At 73.7% G+C, this 18,112-nt stretch carries 21 protein-coding genes; 13 read left to right on the forward strand and 8 right to left on the reverse strand.

Annotated elements, in window-relative coordinates; genetic code table 11:
- The first annotated feature begins 52 nt into the window (after nucleotides 1–52).
- From AB0F82_RS01295 to AB0F82_RS01320, 6 genes are all read left to right on the forward strand, one after another.
- Complete coding sequence (locus tag AB0F82_RS01295; RefSeq protein ID WP_356810969.1) at nucleotides 53–1,258, forward strand: methyltransferase; 1,206 nt, start codon at nucleotides 53–55, stop codon at nucleotides 1,256–1,258.
- 28 nt (nucleotides 1,259–1,286) lie between these two features.
- Nucleotides 1,287–2,039, forward strand: coding sequence for a MerR family transcriptional regulator (locus AB0F82_RS01300; RefSeq protein ID WP_362622478.1), 753 nt, complete (start codon nucleotides 1,287–1,289; stop codon nucleotides 2,037–2,039).
- Between the two features lie 107 nt (nucleotides 2,040–2,146).
- The gene (locus AB0F82_RS01305; RefSeq protein WP_356810971.1) at nucleotides 2,147–2,776 is read left to right on the forward strand and encodes a DUF6230 family protein; all 630 of its coding nucleotides are present in this window, start codon (nucleotides 2,147–2,149) and stop codon (nucleotides 2,774–2,776) included.
- Nucleotides 2,767–3,345 (forward strand): DUF6114 domain-containing protein, encoded by a 579-nt coding sequence (locus AB0F82_RS01310; protein WP_362622481.1) that lies wholly within the window; start codon nucleotides 2,767–2,769, stop codon nucleotides 3,343–3,345. The genes AB0F82_RS01305 and AB0F82_RS01310 overlap by 10 nt, the downstream gene beginning before the upstream one ends.
- The gene (locus tag AB0F82_RS01315) at nucleotides 3,342–3,992 is read left to right on the forward strand and encodes a hypothetical protein (RefSeq protein WP_356810973.1); all 651 of its coding nucleotides are present in this window, start codon (nucleotides 3,342–3,344) and stop codon (nucleotides 3,990–3,992) included. Before AB0F82_RS01310 ends, AB0F82_RS01315 begins: the two co-directional genes overlap by 4 nt.
- Nucleotides 3,993–4,119: 127 nt before the next feature.
- On the forward strand, nucleotides 4,120–4,428 hold the full coding sequence (locus tag AB0F82_RS01320) for a DUF2087 domain-containing protein (RefSeq protein ID WP_362622484.1): 309 nt from the start codon (nucleotides 4,120–4,122) through the stop codon (nucleotides 4,426–4,428).
- On the opposite strand, the gene AB0F82_RS01325 is transcribed toward AB0F82_RS01320, so the two are convergent.
- Nucleotides 4,404–5,165 (reverse strand): metallophosphoesterase, encoded by a 762-nt coding sequence (locus AB0F82_RS01325; protein ID WP_356810975.1) that lies wholly within the window; start codon nucleotides 5,163–5,165, stop codon nucleotides 4,404–4,406. The genes AB0F82_RS01320 and AB0F82_RS01325 overlap by 25 nt on opposite strands.
- Before the next feature lie 336 nt (nucleotides 5,166–5,501).
- Here AB0F82_RS01325 and AB0F82_RS01330 point away from each other — a divergent pair, with 336 nt between their 5' ends.
- Nucleotides 5,502–5,702: a DUF5988 family protein gene (locus AB0F82_RS01330; protein WP_362622487.1), complete on the forward strand. Its 201-nt coding sequence runs from the start codon at nucleotides 5,502–5,504 to the stop codon at nucleotides 5,700–5,702.
- Between the two features lie 33 nt (nucleotides 5,703–5,735).
- On the opposite strand, the gene AB0F82_RS01335 is transcribed toward AB0F82_RS01330, so the two are convergent.
- The 5 genes from AB0F82_RS01335 to AB0F82_RS01355 all read right to left on the reverse strand — a co-directional run bounded on the left by AB0F82_RS01335 (nucleotide 5,736) and on the right by AB0F82_RS01355 (nucleotide 10,929).
- Entirely contained in the window at nucleotides 5,736–7,163 is a 1,428-nt protein-coding gene (locus tag AB0F82_RS01335; RefSeq protein WP_362622490.1) for a dihydrolipoyl dehydrogenase family protein, read from the reverse strand.
- 41 nt (nucleotides 7,164–7,204) lie between these two features.
- Complete coding sequence (locus AB0F82_RS01340; protein WP_362622493.1) at nucleotides 7,205–7,612, reverse strand: thioredoxin family protein; 408 nt, start codon at nucleotides 7,610–7,612, stop codon at nucleotides 7,205–7,207.
- A gap of 82 nt (nucleotides 7,613–7,694) precedes the next feature.
- Nucleotides 7,695–9,134, reverse strand: coding sequence for an aldehyde dehydrogenase family protein (locus AB0F82_RS01345; RefSeq protein WP_362622496.1), 1,440 nt, complete (start codon nucleotides 9,132–9,134; stop codon nucleotides 7,695–7,697).
- Between the two features lie 157 nt (nucleotides 9,135–9,291).
- The gene (locus tag AB0F82_RS01350; RefSeq protein ID WP_362622499.1) at nucleotides 9,292–10,491 is read right to left on the reverse strand and encodes a thiolase family protein; all 1,200 of its coding nucleotides are present in this window, start codon (nucleotides 10,489–10,491) and stop codon (nucleotides 9,292–9,294) included.
- A gap of 252 nt (nucleotides 10,492–10,743) precedes the next feature.
- A complete protein-coding gene (locus AB0F82_RS01355) occupies nucleotides 10,744–10,929 on the reverse strand; it encodes a hypothetical protein (protein WP_362622501.1) in 186 nt (61 codons plus the stop codon).
- A gap of 222 nt (nucleotides 10,930–11,151) precedes the next feature.
- On the opposite strand from AB0F82_RS01355, the gene AB0F82_RS01360 reads away from it, so the two are divergent.
- Nucleotides 11,152–11,931: a DUF4190 domain-containing protein gene (locus AB0F82_RS01360; RefSeq protein WP_356810981.1), complete on the forward strand. Its 780-nt coding sequence runs from the start codon at nucleotides 11,152–11,154 to the stop codon at nucleotides 11,929–11,931.
- 137 nt (nucleotides 11,932–12,068) lie between these two features.
- Here the strand turns inward: AB0F82_RS01360 and AB0F82_RS01365 are convergent, their stop codons facing one another.
- Nucleotides 12,069–12,473: a hypothetical protein gene (locus AB0F82_RS01365; RefSeq protein WP_362622504.1), complete on the reverse strand. Its 405-nt coding sequence runs from the start codon at nucleotides 12,471–12,473 to the stop codon at nucleotides 12,069–12,071.
- Between the two features lie 67 nt (nucleotides 12,474–12,540).
- On the opposite strand from AB0F82_RS01365, the gene AB0F82_RS01370 reads away from it, so the two are divergent.
- The 5 genes from AB0F82_RS01370 (at nucleotide 12,541) to AB0F82_RS01390 (ending at nucleotide 16,566) form a co-directional block, all read left to right on the forward strand.
- Complete coding sequence (locus AB0F82_RS01370) at nucleotides 12,541–13,215, forward strand: hypothetical protein (RefSeq protein ID WP_362622507.1); 675 nt, start codon at nucleotides 12,541–12,543, stop codon at nucleotides 13,213–13,215.
- Between the two features lie 61 nt (nucleotides 13,216–13,276).
- Nucleotides 13,277–14,710: an amidase gene (locus AB0F82_RS01375; RefSeq protein WP_436842003.1), complete on the forward strand. Its 1,434-nt coding sequence runs from the start codon at nucleotides 13,277–13,279 to the stop codon at nucleotides 14,708–14,710.
- Between the two features lie 195 nt (nucleotides 14,711–14,905).
- Nucleotides 14,906–15,352, forward strand: coding sequence for a DUF7144 family membrane protein (locus tag AB0F82_RS01380; protein WP_362622510.1), 447 nt, complete (start codon nucleotides 14,906–14,908; stop codon nucleotides 15,350–15,352).
- A gap of 46 nt (nucleotides 15,353–15,398) precedes the next feature.
- Entirely contained in the window at nucleotides 15,399–16,061 is a 663-nt protein-coding gene (locus AB0F82_RS01385; protein ID WP_362622513.1) for an O-methyltransferase, read from the forward strand.
- 40 nt (nucleotides 16,062–16,101) lie between these two features.
- Nucleotides 16,102–16,566, forward strand: coding sequence for a type II toxin-antitoxin system PemK/MazF family toxin (locus AB0F82_RS01390; RefSeq protein WP_362622515.1), 465 nt, complete (start codon nucleotides 16,102–16,104; stop codon nucleotides 16,564–16,566).
- Nucleotides 16,567–17,179: 613 nt separating this feature from the next.
- Here AB0F82_RS01390 and AB0F82_RS01395 read toward each other — a convergent pair.
- Entirely contained in the window at nucleotides 17,180–18,049 is an 870-nt protein-coding gene (locus AB0F82_RS01395; protein ID WP_362622518.1) for a TIGR02452 family protein, read from the reverse strand.
- Nucleotides 18,050–18,112: the final 63 nt, after the last annotated feature.

Genomic DNA, 18,112 nt, shown 5'->3' on the forward strand with positions numbered 1-18,112 from the left:
CCGGCCCGTGCGTGCGGGGCCGGGCGGCCTCCTCGGTTAGCCTGGGGGCACGATGAACCGTCTGACCACGCCTTTCGGCTCCTACGAGCTCACCCGCTTCCCCGAGGACCCGCGCGACCGGCTCCGCGCCTGGGACGCCGCCGACGAGTACCTGCTGCGCCACCTCGACTCCGGTACGGGGGAACACGGTCCGGTGGACCTGGCCGGCGCCGGGCAGATCACCATCCTCGGTGACCGCTGGGGAGCGCTGACGACGGCGCTGGCCGCGTACCGCCCGACGCAGATCACCGATTCCTACCTCTCCCGGGCCGGTACCGCGGCGAACCTGGACCGGGCCGGGATCGGCACCGCCAAGTCCACGGTGCGGCTCCTGACCACGCAGGACCCGCCGCCCGAGCGGATCGACGTACTCCTCGTGCGCGTACCCAAGAGCCTGGCGCTGCTGGAGGACCAGCTGTACCGGCTGGCGCCGCACGTGCACGCGGGCACCGTCGTCGTCGGCACGGGCATGGTCAAGGAGATCCACACCTCCACCCTCAACCTCTTCGAGCGGATCCTCGGCCCGACCAGGACCTCGCTCGCCGAGAAGAAGGCCCGGCTGATCTTCTGCACGCCGGGCGCCGCCACCGCGACGCGGGGCGAAGACCCGTGGCCGGTGACGTACAAGCTGGACCAGGACGCGGGCTCGGGCGCCGGCCTGACCGCCGTCAACCACGCCGGCATCTTCTGCGCCGACCGGCTCGACGTGGGCACCCGCTTCTTCCTGCAGAGCATCCCGACCAACACCAACGGCGCCCGGGTCGTGGACCTGGGCTGCGGCAACGGCATCGTCGGCACGGCCGTCGCCGTCGCGGACCCGCGGGCCGAGATCGTGTTCACCGACGAGTCGTACCAGGCGGTCGCCTCGGCGAAGGCGACGTTCCGCGCCAACGTGCACCGCGAGCGCGAGCGGGCCGACTTCCTCGTGGGTGACGGCGTCGCCATGCTGGACCCCGGCTCGATCGACCTGATCCTGTGCAACCCGCCCTTCCACTCCCACCAGGCCACCACGGACGCGACGGCGCTGCGCATGTTCGCCCAGTCGCGCAAGGTGCTGCGCCCCCGCGGCGAGCTGTGGGTCGTCGCCAACCGGCACATGGGCTACCACACCCACCTGCGCCGGCTCTTCGGCAACAGCGAAGTCGTCGCGAGCGAGCCGAAGTTCGTGGTCCTGCGGGCGGTCAAGGAGGAACGTCCGCGGCCCGCACGCCCTATGTGACCTGCCGGTACGTCCTACACTCTGGCGCGTGAGCAGCCAGGTGGAGGACGGAAGCGGTGGCGGGCGCTACCGCCGGGAGGACGTGGCCCGGGCGGCCGGCGTCAAGGTGCGCAACCTGCGCTACTACCAGGAGCGCGGGCTGCTCCCGCCGCCGCGCCGGGAGGGCCGGATCGCCTGGTACTCCGACGACCACCTGACCCGGCTGCGGCTGATCAACGACCTGTTGGGGCGCGGCTACACGGTCAACGGCATCTCGGAGCTGCTCGGCGCGTGGGAAGACGGCGGCGGCCTGTCCCAACTGCTGGGTCTGGAGCAGGAGATGACCCGCGACTGGGTGCAGGACGAGCCGGTGACGATGACCCGGGCCGCGCTGCGCGAGCTGTTCGGCCCGACGGCCACCGCCGAGGACACCCGGCGTGCGGCGGAGCTCGGCTACCTCACGGTCGACGGCGACCTGGTCACGTACCCGAGCCGGCGTCTGCTGGAGGCGACGCTGGCGCTGGTGCGGCAGGGGGTGCCGCTGGCGGAGATCCTGGACGCCGGGGAGTTCGTACAGGCGCAGGCGGCCGCGCTCGCGGACCGGTTCGTCGGCCTGTTCCGGCGGCATGTGATCGGTGCGGAGGGACTGGAACTGCTTTCGGCCAGCCGGCTCCAGCACATCACGGCGGCGGTGAAGGCCCTGCGGCCGGTGGCCAGCGAGGTCGTGGCCACGGAGTTCGCGCGGGCGATGGCCCGGCGGGTGGACGCGGAGGTCGCCGAACTGCTGCGTACGGACCAGTAGGAGTCGGCTCAAAGGGTGCGCTCGCACAACCTTGCCAACCACCATTGGCACTCTTACATTCAACTCGTCGGTAACAACGGTGCACAGCCGAAATAAGGGACGATCCCATGACCGGTTCCCCCCACTTATCCGACGAGCACAGCGCATCCGGCCGCGTCCGCTGGCGCCGGTTCGCCGTCCTGACCGTTCCCGCCGTCGCGGTGACCGCCGGCCTCGGCATCGCCCTCGCCCAGGGCGTGCTGGCCGCCTCTTTCGCCGTGTCGGGACAGCAGTTCAAGGTGTCGGCGAGCAGCCTGGAGGGCGAGGGCTTCGCCCAGTACGGCGGCGTCGACGTCAACGCCCGCGACGAGCTCATCCCGGTGGCCGTCACCGCCATCCGGGAGGCCAAGCTCCAGAACCTCTGCCAGTCCGTCGTCACCACGCTCCCCGTGGTCGGGGACATCTCGCTCAACCTGACCGCGGGCGGGAAGACCCCGGTGGAGGCGAGCAACCTCTTCGTCGACGCGACCCAGCTCGCCGGTGACGCCGTCTTCAGCAACATCGAGATCGGGCGCGACGCTTCGACCCTCGACAAGGGGCCGGCCGACGCGCAGGGCATGCAGGACCTCTTCGCCCAGCAGGCCGACACGGTCCGCATCACCGGTCTCCAGCAGACGGCGTGGGCGACGAACGCCGGCACCTTCAAGCTCTCCGGGCTCAGCATGAACGTCAGCAAGGGCAAGAAGGAATGCTTCTGAGCCGCCGTCAGCGGTGGCGGCGGTGGCGGCGCAGCAGGCCCTTCTGGGGCGGGCTGTTCGCGATCCTGGCCGGGGCGTGGATCTGCGTCCTCCCACTGGCGCCGTTGAAGATCATGCTCCAGCAGGGGGTGGCGGGGATCCCGTCCGTCCTGATGGGCATCGTGATGGTCGTGCTGGGCCTCACCGCCTGGTTCTCGCCGCCCCAGCGCGGTCTCGCGGGTGTCCTCACCACCCTGATCGCCACCGCCGCGCTGGTCCTGTCGAACCTGGGCGGCTTCCTGATCGGCACCCTCCTCGGCATCCTCGGCGGCGGCCTGATGTTCGCCTGGCAGCCGTACGCCGCCCAGCGCGCCGACGGCGGAACCGGGGCCGGGACCGGGGCGGAGCCCGACCCGGCTCCGGCTCCGGCTGCGGTCGCGGTCCCGGCATCGGACAAGGGCCGGTCCCAGGACCTGGACGAGACCCCGGTCTCGGCTCCGGTCCCGCCCCGGGCTTCCGCCCCGGTCCCGCCCCGAAGCGCGCCCCCGCCCCCCACCCCGCACTCCGATCCCCAAGGAGCACAGCCATGAGCCGCACACGTACCGCGCTCGCCCTCGGGACGGCCGCCGCCGGCGCCATAGCGCTCGCCTCGGTCACCGCCTCCGCCGCTCCCGTGCCCGTGGCCGGGTCGACCACCGTCACCCCGGCGGGCCACGACTTCAAGGCCGTCCTCAGCGGGAAGGCCACCCTCAAGGCCGGTTCGGTGACGGTGACCTGCACGGTCTCCGTCTCCACCGGAACGGTGCCGGCCGCGCCCGGCAACAGCAACCCGGCCGGGCCCGTGTCCTCGCCGATCTCGCCGCCGACGTACAGCTCCTGCACGTCCAGCATGCCGGGGGTGACCCCGACGGTCACCACCAGCGGTGCGTGGGCGGTGTCCATGCAGGACGGCGCGCCGATCACCGCCACCATGACCGTGCCGACCGGCGGGCTGGTCCTCAAGACGACCGGGCTCGCCTCCTGTACGGTCACCGCCGCCCCCACGGCCCCGGCGAGCGTTCCCGGCACCTGGGCCAACGGCAGCCCGTCGACCCTGACCTTCACCAACGCGTCCGTACCGGTCAAGGTCACCGGCGGGTTCGGCTGCCCGACCAGCGCCACCGCGTCGGTGTTCAACGCGGTCTACAAGGTCTCCGACGTCACCGACCCGGCGCAGGACATCACCGTCGGCCCCTGAGCCCGACCGCCGTACCGCGCCCGGCCCGTCCTCCCCGGAGTCAATCCGGGGAGGACGGGCCTCACTTCTCGTGGCCCGGGCGGAAATTGCGTTGCCGGACCCGGTGCGCCGCGAGAGGCTCGTTGTCATGTCACAGAGCACCGAACCCCCGCAGCAGTCCGCCCCGCGGCCGGCCCGCCGGGACGTCTCCGACCTCTTCTCCGGCGGCCGCCTCACCGCGATCCCGCGCAAGGCCGCCCGGCGGGAACAGCTCCTCGTCCACCTGGCCGAGACCCTGTTCACGGTGGAACGCACGTACACGGAGCCCGAGGTGAACGACGCGCTGCGCACCGTGCACGAGGACTGTTCGGCGCTGCGGCGCTATCTGATCACCTCGGGCCTGCTCACGCGGACCCGCGACGGACGCAGCTATCAGCGGTCCACGACCACCCGGTAGTGGGTCGTGAGCCGGCCGTCGTCACCGAGCACGTGGAAGGCGACGGACGGCGGTTCGTCGAGGTGCACGTGCTCGGAGGACCCGGTGCGCCCCTCCCACGGCAGCCGGAGGGTGGACACGACCCCGGGTGCCACCAGGAGCGGTCGGCCGGCGAAGGTGGTGGCAGCCGCGGTGTGGGCGTGCCCGCACAGGAACGCCGCCAGGTGCGGGTGCCGCTCCACGAGCGCGGCGAGCCTGTCCTCGCCGAACTGGCGTATCCCGTCGACGTACGGGGTGTGCAGCATGACCGGCGGGTGGTGGAAGGCGACCAGGACAGGGGTGTCCCGCGGGGTGTCGGTCAGTACGCCGTCCAGCCAGGCCAGCGTCGACTCCTCCAGGAAGCCGTGGTGCGCACCGGGGACGGAGGAGTCGCACACGGCGAGCACGAAGCCGTCGCCGCGCAGCTCCTGGTCGACCGGCAGCGCGGACGGGGTCTCCTCCCCCAGCAGTCCGCGGCGGAAGGCGGCGCGCCCGTCGTGGTTGCCGGGACAGACCACCAAGGGGTGGCGTGACCGCAGCAGCTTCGCGGCCTCCTCGTACTCCGCGTCCTCGGCGTGGTCGGCTATGTCCCCGCTCACGAGTACGGCGTCCAGGTCGTGGGGCAGGCCGTCGAGGTAGTCCATGACGGCGCGGGTGCGGTCGGCGGCGCGCCGGTCACCGTCGAGGTGTACGTCGCTGAGGTGGGCGATCACGATCACGGGCGGTGCCTCCTGGATCCTGGATCCCTGGTCGACAGATGCGATCGACACGTTCAACGGCGCTGACGGGCCGCGCCGTTCCCACCGTTCCCCGCGAGTCGTCAGGCGCTGCGGCACGGTCGGGTGCGGCGTACCAGCACCCAGCCCGCCGTCGTGAGCACCAGTGCGCCACGGGTGGTGCCCGTACCGCCGACCGTGACGTCGGATGCGCCACCGGCCGAGCCGCCCCCGACGGTAGCGCCGGCCGGCTGTCCAGGACCCCGACGGCGGTCCCGACGGGATCCCGATGGCGGCCTTCCTGATGCGGGCGGTCTCACGGCTGGCAACACTGGGGGCATGGCGAACAAGGCAGCCCTGGAGGGCGGCCCGGACGATCTGCAGGAACGGATCGTCGAGGCCGCCCCTCCCGGAGAAGACCTGAAGATTGCGCACCGCGGCGGCTACGAGCACTTCAGGAGCACGTCGCGGACCCAGGACGGGCCCGAGGGGCGGCTCCCCGTCTACGAGTGGTGGGAACGCACCGAGATCGCCGAATGAGGCCCGCCGCGGCGGCCCGGGCCCGCCTCCGCCTCAGCCGCGATAGGTCTCCAGCAGGCGGAGCCAGATCTCGCTGACGGTCGGGAAGGCCGGTACCGCGTGCCACAGGCGCGCGATCGGGACCTCTCCGGCGACGGCGACGGTCGCCGCGTGTACCAGTTCGGCGGCGCCGGGGCCCACGAAGGTGGCCCCCAGCAGGACCTCGCGGTCGAGGTCGACGATCATCCGGGCCCGGCCGCGGTAGCCGTCGGCGTACAGCCCGGCGCCGGAGACCTTGGACATGTCGTAGTCGACCGCGCGCACCCTGTGGCCCGCCTGTTGGGCCTCGTCCAGGCTGAGGCCCACCGCGGCGGCCTCCGGGTCGGTGAAGACGGCCTGCGGGAGCGCGCGGGTGTCGGCGGTCGCCGCATGGGCGCCCCAAGCGGCGGTGTCCAGTGGGGTGCCCGCCGCGCGGGCGGCGATGGCGGCGCCCGCGATGCGGGCCTGGTACTTGCCCTGGTGGGTGAGAAGGGCGCGGTGGTTGACGTCCCCGACGGCGTAGAGCCAGTCGAAGCCGGGCACCTGGCAGGTTTCGTCGACCCCGATCCAGCCGCCGGGCGCCAGCCCGACGGTGTCCAGCCCGATGTCCTCGGTCCGCGGCGCGCGACCCGTCGCCATCAGCAGTTCGTCGCCCTCGACGACCTCCCCGCCCCCCAGCACCACGCTGACGGGCCCGGTCGAGCCGTCCCGTACGACCGACTCGACGGCCACCCCCGTACGGATCACCGCGCCCGCCTCGCGCAGGGCGTCGGCGACGAGCTCCCCCGCGAAGGGCTCCATCCTCGGCAGCAGCCGGGAGCCGCGTACGAGGACGGTCACCTGCGATCCCAGAGCCTGCCAGGCGGTGGCCATCTCACAGGCCACCACGGAACCGCCCACGATGATCAGCCGACGGGGCGCCTGCCGCGCGGAGGTCGCCTCCCGGCTGGTCCAGGGGCGGGCGTCGGCAATGCCCGGCAGGTCGGGGACCACGGCCCGGGTCCCCGTGGCGACGACCACCGCGTGCCGGGCCGACAGCACCTGGTGCTCGCCCTCGGGGCTGGTGACGGCCACCTTGCGGACCCCGAAGAGGCGGCCGTGGCCGCGGTGGACGTCGGCGCCGGTGGAGTCGAGCCAGTCGATCTGGCCCTGGTCCTTCCAGTCGCCGACCCAGTAGTCGCGGTGCGCGTACACCGCCGCCGTGTCCAGAGGGCCCTCGGCGGCGCCCGCCAGCCCGGGCACTCGGCGGGCGTCGGCCCGCGCCAGCACCGGGCGCAGCAGCGCCTTGCTGGGGATGCACGCCCAGTACGAGCACTCTCCGCCGACCAGTTCGCTCTCCACGAGGGCCGTGCTCAGCCCTGCGGCGCGGGTCCGGTCGACGATGTTCTCGCCGGCCGGTCCCCCGCCGAGCACCACGACGTCGTACTCCACGACTTCATTCATGCGGCCCAGTCTCACCGCTGATCGGTGGCCCCGTCACGCACTCACGCCTCCGGCGTGCCGGACCCGTCGCCGCCGGGGTCCTGCGCGCCCGGCTGGGAGGCGGCGATCTTGGCGCGTACCTCGTCCATGTCGAGGGCGCGGGCCTCCCCGATGAGGTCGGTCAGGGCCGCCTCCGGCAGGGCGCCGGGTTGGGCGAAGATGGCCACCTGGTCCCGGACGATCATGAGGGTCGGGATCGAGGTGATCTGGAAGGCACCGGCCAGCTCCTGCTGGGCCTCGGTGTCCACCTTGGCGAAGACCAGATCGGGGTGGGCCTCCGAGGCCCGCTCGTAGACCGGTGCGAACTGCAGGCACGGCCGGCACCAGCCCGCCCAGAAGTCGATCAGCACGAACGGGTTCTCGCTGACCGTCTGGTCGAAGTTCTCCTTGGTGAGCTCGACTGTAGCCACGGTGTCCAGACCTCCTGATAGAGCCGTCTGCTGGTTGAACGAACGACCCGTCCCGTGCATTCCGCCCCGGAGCGGGGCGCTCTCAGAACGGGTGGCCGGCGGGCGTGGTGCGTGCCGTGGTCCAGCGCAGTTCGGTGAAGGCGTCGAGGTTCGCCTCGCCGCCGAAGCGGGCGCCGGTCCCGGAGGCGCCGACGCCGCCGAAGGGCGCGACGGCCTCGTCGCCCACCGTCTGGTCGTTGACGTGCGCGATCCCGGTCGGAATGCGCTCCGCCAGGTCGAGGCCGCGCCCCGCGTCGTGGGTGACGATCCCGAGGGAGAGGCCGTACGGTCCCGCCGAGGCCAGTTCCACCGCCTCGTCCTCCGTCGCGAAGGACCGTACGGGAGCGACCGGGCCGAAGACCTCCTCGGCGTAGGCGGGGGTGTCGTCGGCGGCGCCGGCGAGGACGGTCGGCCGGTAGAAGAGGTCGCGGTGCGTACCGCCGGCGACGAGCTTGGCCCCCGCCGCGGTGCTGGCCTCCACCAGCGCGTGTACCCGCTCCAGCTGGGCGCGGTCGATCAGCGGGCCCAGGTGGACCTGCTCGCGGTACGGGTCGCCCACGGCCAGTTCCTCGGCGCGCGCGGCGAGCCGCTCGACGTACTCGTCGTAGAGCGAGGCGTGCACGAGGTGGCGGCCCGCCGTCATGCAGATCTGGCCCTGGTGGAAGAAGGAGCCCCAGGAGGCCTGGGCGACGGCGGCTTCGACGTCGGCGTCGCGGAGCACGACGAGAGCCGAGTTGCCGCCCAATTCCAGGTGCACGCGCTTGAGGTGACGTCCCGCCAGTTCCGCGACGGTACGGCCGACGGCGGTGGAGCCGGTGAAGGAGACCACCCGCACCCGCGGGTCGGCGACCACCGCCGCGCCCGTGGCGGCGCCGCCGGGCAGGACGTGCAGCAGCCCGTCCGGCAGCCCCGCGGCGGTGAGGACCGCGGCGAGCGCGAGTCCGCCGCAGACGGCGGTGCGCGGGTCCGGCTTGAGCAGCACGGCGTTGCCGAGCGCCAGCGCCGGCGCGACCGAGCGGATCGCCAGGATCAGCGGGGCGTTGAAGGGTGCGATGACCCCGACCACGCCGGCCGGGACCCGGCGGGTGAAGGACAGCCGGGGCGCCTCGCTCGGCAGCACCTGCCCGGTCGGACGCGAGGCCAGCGCCGCCGCCTCGTAGCACTCCTGCGCGGCGACGTGCAGCTCGAAGGCGGCCTTGCCGGGTATCGACCCGGACTCGCGCACCAGCCACTGCCGCAGCTCGTCGGCGTGGGCGGTGAAGAGGTCCCCGGCTCGGCGCAGTACGGCCGCCCGCTCGGGGTGGGTGGTGCGGGCCCAGGCGCGCTGCGCCGCCCGGGCGCGTACGGCGGCCTCCGCGACATCGGCGGGCGCGGCGAGGTCGAGGGTGGCGAGGGTGCGGCCGGTCGCCGGTTCGACGACCGGGGCCGCGCCGCCGGTGAGTGTGGGTCCGTACTGCCAGAGCGTCGGGTCGAGGAGCGGCATGGCGCGGGGCCTCCGGGTGGGGATGGGCGGGATGCCGGGCGAGGGGGGGCGGCAGCACGCGCCATCGTGCCAGACCGGAGGCGCCACTTCTGTTCAGTTATTGGGCAGTTGGCGAGGGGCACTGACCGGAAACGATCGACGCCCTGGGGGGCGGGGGTCAGCGCTCCAGGACGAGTGCGATGCCCTGTCCGACGCCGATGCACAGCGCCGCCATGCCCGTACCGGAGCCCGCCGCGGCCAGCTGGTGCGCGACCGAGCCGGCGAGCCGGGCGCCAGAGGCGCCGAGCGGGTGGCCGATCGCGATGGCGCCGCCTCGCGGGTTGACCACGGCCGGGTCCAGCTCCGGCCAGGCCGCCAGGCAGCCCAACGCCTGTGCCGCGAAAGCCTCGTTGAGTTCGAGGACGGCGAGGTCGCCGAGACCGCGTCCGGCCTTGCCGAGGGCGCGCTGTACTGCGTCCACCGGGCCGAGGCCGAAGAGCTGGGGCTCGATCCCGGTGACGGCGGAGACGCTGATCCGGGCCAGCGGTTCCCGGCCGGTGGCAGCCAGGCCCGCCTCGTCGGTCAGCAGCAGCGCGGCCGCACCGTCGTTGAGCGGGGAGGCGTTGCCGGCCGTGACCGTGCCCCGGCCGTCCGTCCGGAAGGCGGGCTTGAGCCTGGCCAGCGCCTCGGGCGTGGAGCCCTCGCGGATGCACTCGTCCCGCGCCAGGTCCACGCCGTCGTAGGGCACGACCTCGCCGTCGTACAGGCCGGCGGCCCAGGCGGCCGCGGCCTTGCGGTGGCTCTCCAGCGCGAAGGCGTCCTGTGCCTCGCGGGTGACGGCGTACTTGTCGGCGATCAGTTCGGCGCCCTCACCGAGGGAGCCGGTCCACTCGGCGGGCATCCGCGGGTTCGTCATCCGCCAGCCCAGCGTGGTGGACCACATCTGCTGGTGCCCGGCGGGGAAGGCCCGTTCGGGCTTCTGGACCACCCAGGGGGCGCGGCTCATCGACTCGACGCCGCCCGCGATGGCCACCGAGGCGTCGCCGAGCGCGATGGCGCGGGCCGCCTGGACCACGGCCTCCAGGCCGGATCCGCAGAGCCGGTTGACGGTGACGCCGGGGACGGTCACGGGCAGCCCCGCCAGCAGTACGGCCATGCGGGCCACGTCGCGGTTGTCCTCGCCCGCGCCGTTGGCGTCGCCGAAGACGACGTCGTCGATACGGGCCGGGTCGAGGTCGGGCGTACGGTCCACCAGCGCGCGCACCACGTGCGCGGCCAGGTCGTCCGGCCGTACCCCGGCGAGGGCGCCGCCGAACTTGCCGATCGGGGTGCGGACGGCGTCGACGACGTATACGTCGCGGACGGTGCGGATGCTCATGGGGTCTCTCCTGGGCGGATCCGTACGGGCGCGGGCGCACCGGTGCCGGTGTGGGCACCGGGGCACGCCACCGGGCACGCCCGGTGGGGCGCGCCCGCAGTGTCCGTCCGCAGGTCACCGCCTGTCAACGGCCCCCCTCCGAGCGCGCCCCGCCGGAGGGGCCCCGCACGGCGGGTCCTGCCGGACGCGGCGGCGCATTGTGCCGGGCGGGCGGCGCCGGCGGCGGTGCCGGGCGGTGGGGCGGCGTCGCCGTCAGGTCGACTCGCGGTGGACGGCCTGCGCGGCCATGAGGTCGTGCCGCTCCGTGGCCTCGGACGGCTCGCGCACCGCGTGGTCCATGAGCGACGCCAGATGATCGCCCGTCGGCATCTCGATGCGCACCGTGCTCAGCCGGGGCCGCAGCAGCCGCCCGACGAGCGCGTCGCCGGCACCGATCACGGCGCCCTGGGCTCCCTGGAGGGGTGGATCCAGGACGCGCCGTCGCGGTAGCGCCGACGGGGCGTGAGGCGGGGCGGATGCGGCGGGGCCTCAGGGATACCGGGGCTCGGGCTGTCCGAGCCCCGTGCGACCATCAAGCCTGCCTTCACGGGGCGGCGGCCATCGCCGCCACCGGCCCGCCGTCGGCTGCGTCCCACCCTCTGAGCAAGGAGCTCCACGCGCATGTCCATACCGCCCGGCCCCCCGTCCCCCGAGCCGTACCCGCAGCCGGGACCGTACGGACAGCCGGGGCAGCCCGCGCCGTTCGGCGGCCCGCAGGGCTGGTATCCGCCGCCGGTCCAGCAGAAGACCAACGCGCTGGCCATCGTCGCGTTCGTCATGTCGCTCGCGTGCGCGCTGCCGCTCGTCCCCCTGGTTCTCGGCATCGTGGCCCTCTCCCAGATCCGCAAGCGCGGCGAGAAGGGCAAGGGCTTCGCCGTCGCGGCGATCGTCATCCACTGCGTGACCATCGCCTTCTACGGGATCCTCCTGGTCCTCGGCCTCACCGGAGCGCTGGACGACGGCCCCGCGCCGAAGCGCGACACCAGCGGCCAGGTCACCGACTCGGGCTCCAGCAAGGTGAGCGACATCCGCACGGGGGACTGCTTCAACACCAACGGCGATCTGGCGGAGTACCAGGACGAGGACGGCGGCGAGGCCTCCTTCTCGGTGCGCGTGCTGCCCTGCGACCAGCCGCACGAGGGCGAGGCGTACGCCGTCTTCAACCTGGACGACGGGGCCTACCCGGGCACGGAGAAGGTCACCTCGCTCGCCGAGGAGAAGTGCGCCGGCAAGCTGCTGACCGACTACGTGGGCAAGAACCCCAAGCTGTCGGAGAAGCTGGAGGTCTACTACTACTTCCCGCAGGCCGCCACCTGGGCCCTCGGTGACCGCGAGGTCACCTGCTTCCTGGGCGACACCAGCGGTGCGAGCACCGGCTCGGTCCGCGCCACCGGTTCCTGAACCGCCGGCTCGGGACCGGCGCTGACGCCGACGTCTGCGCCGGTCCCGAGCCGTACGCCTGTGCGGGGCCGCCACCTCATCCGGTGGCGGCCCCGCGCCGTCGCGGCCGGCCCCGTGGTCCCTGCCTCACCTCGTGGTCAGCGCGCCGTGCCGGCTTTCCCGCCACCCGGTGGGCTCGCCGACAGTTCCTCGACGCTGTCGAAGCGACGGCCAGCAGGCAGTCGAACGCCCACTTGTCGGCCGAGTGGGCGAGGACCGCCAGAGCAGCCGTTGAGCTCGCCGTGGTCGCACTCGCGCGGGCGCGGATCCTGACGGACGGTGAGCGGTGCGCCGGAGAAGGCGATCCGTGCCGTCTCCACGGCACGGTGCAGATCGTTCGCACGAAGACGGCCGCCGAAACGTCGTCGCGGCGGCGGGTTCCGAGCTCGGCGGCCGGTCGGCGCCCCTGCTCCGAGGGGGCGGCCGGGCAGATGGCCGGAGGCGATGCCCTTCTCGTTGTCCTCGGTGAGCGCATGGGTCTCGAAGACGATCTCGACCGCCATGCGGACTCCGTTCGACTGGTGGTCGATCAGGCCGCCGGGTGTCAGAGGCGGTTGCGACACTGGCGCCATGAGCAATGCCGGTGAGTACCAAGCCCTTGTCGACCCGCGGGACCTGCTGCTGCAGACCGACTGGAACGCGGTGGAACACTGCTGCCCGGACGTGGCGCCGGCCACGCCCGTGATCCTGCTGGAGCTCCTCGACGAGGACCCCGTCATACAGGGCCGGGCCTTCCGGGACCTGGTCGAGGCCCACACGCGCCAGCAGGTGTTCTACACCGCCACGGCTCCCGCCGCCCGGTTCGTGGCCGCGGTCCTCGGTGATCCGCGGACGCTCGCTCAGGTCACCGACCGCTGCGCGCAGGAGGAGGACGGCCTCGGTCCGCAGACCCCGTTCCCGTTGCGGGCCGGGCTGCTGGGCTGGCTGGGGGACTCGGTCGTGGAGGCGGTGGCGCAGCGGGAGCGGCCCTACGGCGACGAGGAGGACCTTGAGGCGTTCCTCGATCTCGCCCCGGACTTCCACGCGGCCGCGTGGCCCTTCCTCGACACGGGGTGTCCCGAGGTCCGCGCGGCGGCTCTGGGAGTGCTCCTGGCCGTGCTCCGGCTGCCCGCCCTCGCCGAGCAGATACCTGGGCACCGCGAGCGGGTCCGCGCCGCGGCTCTGGGTGAGGGCCCGTACCGCCTGCGTGCCGTCGACACGCTCTCCTGCTGGGGCGAGGAGGTCCCGGTCTCGTCCTTGCTCTGACATCCGGGGCGGCTCCGGCGTTACGGTCTTCCTACCGATCGGTAATGGGGGAGGGTTCGCGATGTCTGAGTCATCCGGTGCTGCCACGGCGGAGTCCACCGCAGGGTCCACGATGCCCTGCGGCTTGGTCGAGATGACCGCCGCACTGGCCGAAGGAAGTGTTTCCGCAAGGGAGTTGACCCAGGAGGCGCTCCGCCGGATCGTCGCGGCGCAGCCCGAGCTGAACGCGTTCCGGACGGTGCGCGCGGAAGCGGCGCTCGCCGAGGCCGAGGCGGCCGACCGGAGGCTCGCCGCGGGCGAGCGGCTGCCGCTGCTCGGGGTGCCGCTCGCGGTGAAGGACGACATGGACGTGGCGGGCGAGCCGACGGCGTTCGGCTGCGCCGGGGCCTTCGCCCGGAAGACCGCCGACAGCGAGGCGGTCCGCAGGCTGCGGGCGGCCGGTGCTGTCATCGTCGGCAAGACCCAGACACCGGAGCTGGGCCAGTGGCCCTTCACCGAGGGCGGGGCCTTCGGCGAGACCCGCAATCCGTGGAACCGGTCCTACACGCCGGGTGGCTCCTCGGGCGGCTCGGCGGCCGCCGTCGCGGCGGGCCTGGTCCCGGCCGCGCTCGGTTCGGACGGGGCCGGGTCCGTGCGGATCCCGGCCGCCTGGACGCATCTGGTCGGCGTGAAACCGCAGCGCGGGCGCATCTCCACCTGGCCCGAGCCGGAGTCCTTCAACGGGCTCACGGTCAACGGGGTGCTGGCCCGTACGGTCGCGGACGCGGCGCTCCTGCTGGACGCCGCGAGCGGGCAGCACCCCGAGGACCTGCACCGCCCGGCCCGCATCCGCGCGGTCGAGGCGGCCGGGCGCGCCCCGCGCCGGCTGCGGATCGCGCTCTCTTTCGGGATGGCCTTCACGGCGACGCCCAAGTCGCTCGACCCGGAGGTGCGTTCCGCGGTGGAGCGGCTGGCCGCGCGGCTGGAGTCACTGGGCCACGAGGTGATCCCGGAGGACCCCCGCTACGGCCCGATCGGCCTGACCTTCGTGCCCCGCGCGACCAGCGGCGTACGGGACTGGGCGGCGCGGACGCCGGATCCGGCGCTGCTGGACCCCCGTACGCACGAGGCCGTGCGGACGGGCCGTCTGCTGGGCGGTCTGCCGCTGCGGGTCTCGCGCCGGGCGGAGGCCCTGCTGCACCGGCGGGTCGGGGAGATCTTCGGCCGCTTCGACGTGGTCCTGACCCCGACGACGGCCACTCCGCCGCTGCGGATCGGGGCGCTGGCCGGACTGGGGGCCATGGCCACGGACCGGGCGATGATCGCCGCCTGCCCGTACGCCTGGACGTGGAACGTGCTGGGCTGGCCGGGCGTGAACATCCCGGCCGGGTTGACGGACGACGGGCTGCCGATGGGGGCCCAATTGCTCGGCCCGGCGGACTCGGAGCCGCTGCTGCTGGGGCTGGCCGCGCAGGTGGAGGCGGCGGAGGGCTGGGCGGAGCGGCGACCGGGCTGAGAGGAGGTCACGGGGGCGGTTTCGGGGAGGGGCCGCCGGGGCGGGCTCGATGCGGGGGTGGTGCGCGGGCGGTGCGGAGGCGGGCGGTCGACAGGCCGGAATGCCGAGGGTGAGCACCCGTGACACGCTGAAGGGGGGATCTCGCCGGTCCCGGCCGCGCCCGGCCGGCCGGCCCTGGCACCCAAGGAGACCGAAATGGCCACTGACGCCGGCGGGTCGCAGGCAGCCCGCACGCATCCGGACCCGTGGCACGCGGCCGCGTCGGGCAGAACCGTTCTGGCGGCGGTCCTGATGATCTTCGGCGGGGCGATGGCGTTCTTCGAGGGGATCGCCGCCGTCGCCAGCGACGACCTGTTCGTCGTGACGCGCCACTACCTGTTCGAGTTCAGCCTGACCGGCTGGGGCTGGGTCCACATCATCCTGGGCATCGTCCTCGTCGCGGCCGGATGCGCCGTCCTCGCCACCGGCGCCCTGTGGGCGCGTTACCTCGGCATCACCGTCGCCGGTCTGGGCGCGTTCGCCAACTTCCTGTGGCTGCCGTACTACCCCTTGTGGGCGCTGGTGCTCATCGCCGTGAACATCCTCGTCGTCTGGGCGCTGTGCACGGGCGCGCACCACGAGGCGGAGGGGCGCGTCCTTTAAGTTCCCTCTGGGAACGGACGCGGATGGACGCGACGAGGGGGGATGCGTGGGTCAGCGGACGTGGACGGCGGTCGACGCGTACTTCGACGGGCTGTTGGTCGACGAGGACGAGGCGCTGGAGGCCGCCGCGGCGGCCAGTGAGGCGGCGGGACTGCCCGCTCATCAGGTGGCGCCGAACCAAGGCAAGTTGCTGCACCTCCTGGCCCGGATCCGGGGCGCCCGCTCCATCCTGGAGATAGGAACCCTCGGCGGCTACAGCACCATCTGGCTCGCCAGGGCGCTGCCCGAGGGCGGGCGGCTGGTCACGCTGGAGGCGGACGAGCGGTGCGCCGACACCGCGGCCGCCAACATCGCCCGCGCCGGGCTGGAGGACCGGGTCGACATCCGCCGCGGCAGGGCCGTCGACCTCCTGCCGGCGCTGACCGGCCTGGACCCCTTCGACTTCGTCTTCATCGACGCGGACAAGCCGTCCAACCCCGAGTACCTGCAGTGGGCCCTCGCGCTCACCCGGCCCGGCAGCGTCATCATCGGCGACAACGTCGTACGTGACGGCGCCGTGGTCGACCCCGCCGCCGACGATCCCCGGGTGCAGGGAGTACGCCGCTTCACCGAACTCATCGCCGAACATCCCCGCCTCACCGCCACGGCTCTGCAGACCGTCGGCGTCAAGGGGTACGACGGCTTCGTCATGGCCCTGGTCACGGACTGACCGGCCGGCCCGGCCCCCGGCAGGCAGTACCCTCGCCCGGATGACGGCACTTTCCCAGCACAGCAGCGGCCGCGCCGACCAGCCGGGCCGCGACGGCGCCACGGCCACCACCGAGGCCGATCCGCACGCCATCGGGCCGGTACGGACCGAGTACGCGCCGGATCCCGACGGCGACCCCGACCCTGGCGAGATCGTGTGGACCTGGGTCCCCTTCGAGGAGAACGACGGCCGCGGCAAGGACCGCCCGGTGCTGGTCGTGGCCCGCGAACCGGGTGGCCGGATGCTGCTCGCCGTGCAGCTGTCCAGCAAGCGGCACGACCACGACCACGAATGGGTTCCGATCGGGACGGGCCCGTGGGACAGCGCGGGCCGTGAGTCGTGGGTGGCCGTCGACCGGGTGCTGCGGGTCCACGAGTCGGGGATGCGGCGGGAGGCCTGCGCGCTGGACCCAGGCCGTTTCGGCCTGGTGGTCAATCGCCTGCGCGAACGCTACGGCTGGCACTGAGTCGTCGCTTTCGGATGTTGTCGGCCGAGCCCGCGTCGGACAACGCGGGCCCTGCACGATCCGAAAGAGACGGCTTGGTCGGGTCCTGCGGCCAGGGTGCCGCCACGGCCCCGGGGCGCGGGATCTCCTCGGGCCCTACGGACCCGGGAAGCCGCGGGCCGCCTGGTACCTTCGCGGGCGGTCGGCGGGAACGGCGGGGCGGGCTCAGCGCGGCGGCCGAGCCGTCCGGCGGGGCAACGGCCCCGGGCGACGGGCCGCGCCGAGCCTGCCGACGCGCGCGCCACGGTTGCCCGCCCGGCGCGGCGGAGCCGTCCGGCGGTCGCCGGTGCAGCCGAACGGGCCGCGCCCGAGCCGCCTGACGCCGGCCGAGTGCCCCCACCGCGGCCGACAGGCCCGGCGGTGGGTGTCGGCCGGACAGAACCCGCCCGAGCCCCCGACGCCCCGCCACGGTTACCCGCTGCCGGCCGGAGCTGCACGGTCTCGCGCCGCCCCGCCCCCTGATTCTCCCGCCCGGTGGACCCGTACCGCGGGTGCCTGCGCGGCCCCCGGCCGAACGGCCTCGGGCTGCCCTCCCGCACGGGCCGGCGGAGCCGTCCCGAAGTCCGCGGCGCGGCTATGCCTGCGGGCCGGGGCCGCGCCCTCCGGCCGGGAACGCCGCGAAGGCTCGTTCGAAGGCTTCGCGGGTGGACGGGTTGCGGTCCAGGATCGCGAAGACCACGCGGTCGAAGGTTCCCGCGAACCGGCCCGACAGCAGCCCGCGGAAGGCTTCGGCCACGTGCGCCGGGTCGTTGCGGAACACCCCGCAGCCCCACGCCCCGAGCACCAGCCGCCGGTACCCGTGCGAGGCCGCCACCTCCAGGACGAGCTCCGCACGCCGGGCGAGCGCCCCGGGGATCTCGGCGGCCCGCTCCGGCTCCTGCCGCAGGATCGTGCCCGCGTTGGGAGCGGGCGAGGTCAGGAAGCCGGCCAGGAACGGCGACTCCATCAGCTCGCCCCGGTCATCGCGGAAGACCGGTACCGCGGGCGAGTGGATCACCCGGTCGGTGTAGAAGGTGCTGACTTCCGCGCGGTGCACCTCGTAGTACTCAGGGGCCTCCAGCAACGTCTCGTACAGCGCGGAAGCGCGGCACAGGGCCTCCTCCTGGGCCTTGGCCCCCCGGACGTAGCCGCCCCCGGGATTCCGGGCCGACGCGAAGTTCAGGACCGCCACCCCGGCCGCCGCCGTCCCCGCCGGAGCATCCGCCGCGAGCCTCCGGGCAGCGACCGTGCTGCTCTCCCCCGTGACCTCGACGGCGGTCGCGCGGCCGCCACCCACGATCCGTTCGCCTGGAATGACCCGGTTTGGTCCATATATTCTGGTTCCTGCCTTGGCGTCCGCCAGGGCGGCGGCGAGCTCGACCTGCCGCCCCGACCGCGTCCGGTACCCCCCGGCCGCCAGGATCTCCGCGTTCTCCCGCGCGATCTCGCGCAATCTGCTGCTCACGCCGCCATCCTCGGCACTCCTTTCCCCGGCGGCAAAGGATTTTGTGCCCGGCGGAGGGGTAGG

The sequence above is a fragment of the Streptomyces virginiae genome, assembly GCF_040638905.1.
GTDB classification, from domain to species: Bacteria; Actinomycetota; Actinomycetes; order Streptomycetales; family Streptomycetaceae; genus Streptomyces; species Streptomyces virginiae_B.

Excerpts from the sequence above, each read along its gene's own strand:
- AB0F82_RS01305 (WP_356810971.1), top strand. The coding sequence starts at position 2,147 with ATGACCGGTTCCCCCCACTTATCCGACGAGCACAGCGCATCCGGCCGC.
- AB0F82_RS01335 (WP_362622490.1), bottom strand. The coding sequence starts at position 7,163 with ATGAATGAAGTCGTGGAGTACGACGTCGTGGTGCTCGGCGGGGGACCG.
- AB0F82_RS01370 (WP_362622507.1), top strand. The coding sequence starts at position 12,541 with ATGAGCAATGCCGGTGAGTACCAAGCCCTTGTCGACCCGCGGGACCTG.
- AB0F82_RS01315 (WP_356810973.1), top strand. The coding sequence starts at position 3,342 with ATGAGCCGCACACGTACCGCGCTCGCCCTCGGGACGGCCGCCGCCGGC.
- AB0F82_RS01295 (WP_356810969.1), top strand. The coding sequence starts at position 53 with ATGAACCGTCTGACCACGCCTTTCGGCTCCTACGAGCTCACCCGCTTC.
- AB0F82_RS01390 (WP_362622515.1), top strand. The coding sequence starts at position 16,102 with ATGACGGCACTTTCCCAGCACAGCAGCGGCCGCGCCGACCAGCCGGGC.
- AB0F82_RS01350 (WP_362622499.1), bottom strand. The coding sequence starts at position 10,491 with ATGAGCATCCGCACCGTCCGCGACGTATACGTCGTCGACGCCGTCCGC.
- AB0F82_RS01375 (WP_436842003.1), top strand. The coding sequence starts at position 13,277 with ATGTCTGAGTCATCCGGTGCTGCCACGGCGGAGTCCACCGCAGGGTCC.
- AB0F82_RS01320 (WP_362622484.1), top strand. The coding sequence starts at position 4,120 with ATGTCACAGAGCACCGAACCCCCGCAGCAGTCCGCCCCGCGGCCGGCC.
- AB0F82_RS01345 (WP_362622496.1), bottom strand. The coding sequence starts at position 9,134 with ATGCCGCTCCTCGACCCGACGCTCTGGCAGTACGGACCCACACTCACC.
- AB0F82_RS01310 (WP_362622481.1), top strand. The coding sequence starts at position 2,767 with ATGCTTCTGAGCCGCCGTCAGCGGTGGCGGCGGTGGCGGCGCAGCAGG.
- AB0F82_RS01330 (WP_362622487.1), top strand. The coding sequence starts at position 5,502 with ATGGCGAACAAGGCAGCCCTGGAGGGCGGCCCGGACGATCTGCAGGAA.
- AB0F82_RS01380 (WP_362622510.1), top strand. The coding sequence starts at position 14,906 with ATGGCCACTGACGCCGGCGGGTCGCAGGCAGCCCGCACGCATCCGGAC.
- AB0F82_RS01365 (WP_362622504.1), bottom strand. The coding sequence starts at position 12,473 with ATGGCGGTCGAGATCGTCTTCGAGACCCATGCGCTCACCGAGGACAAC.
- AB0F82_RS01360 (WP_356810981.1), top strand. The coding sequence starts at position 11,152 with ATGTCCATACCGCCCGGCCCCCCGTCCCCCGAGCCGTACCCGCAGCCG.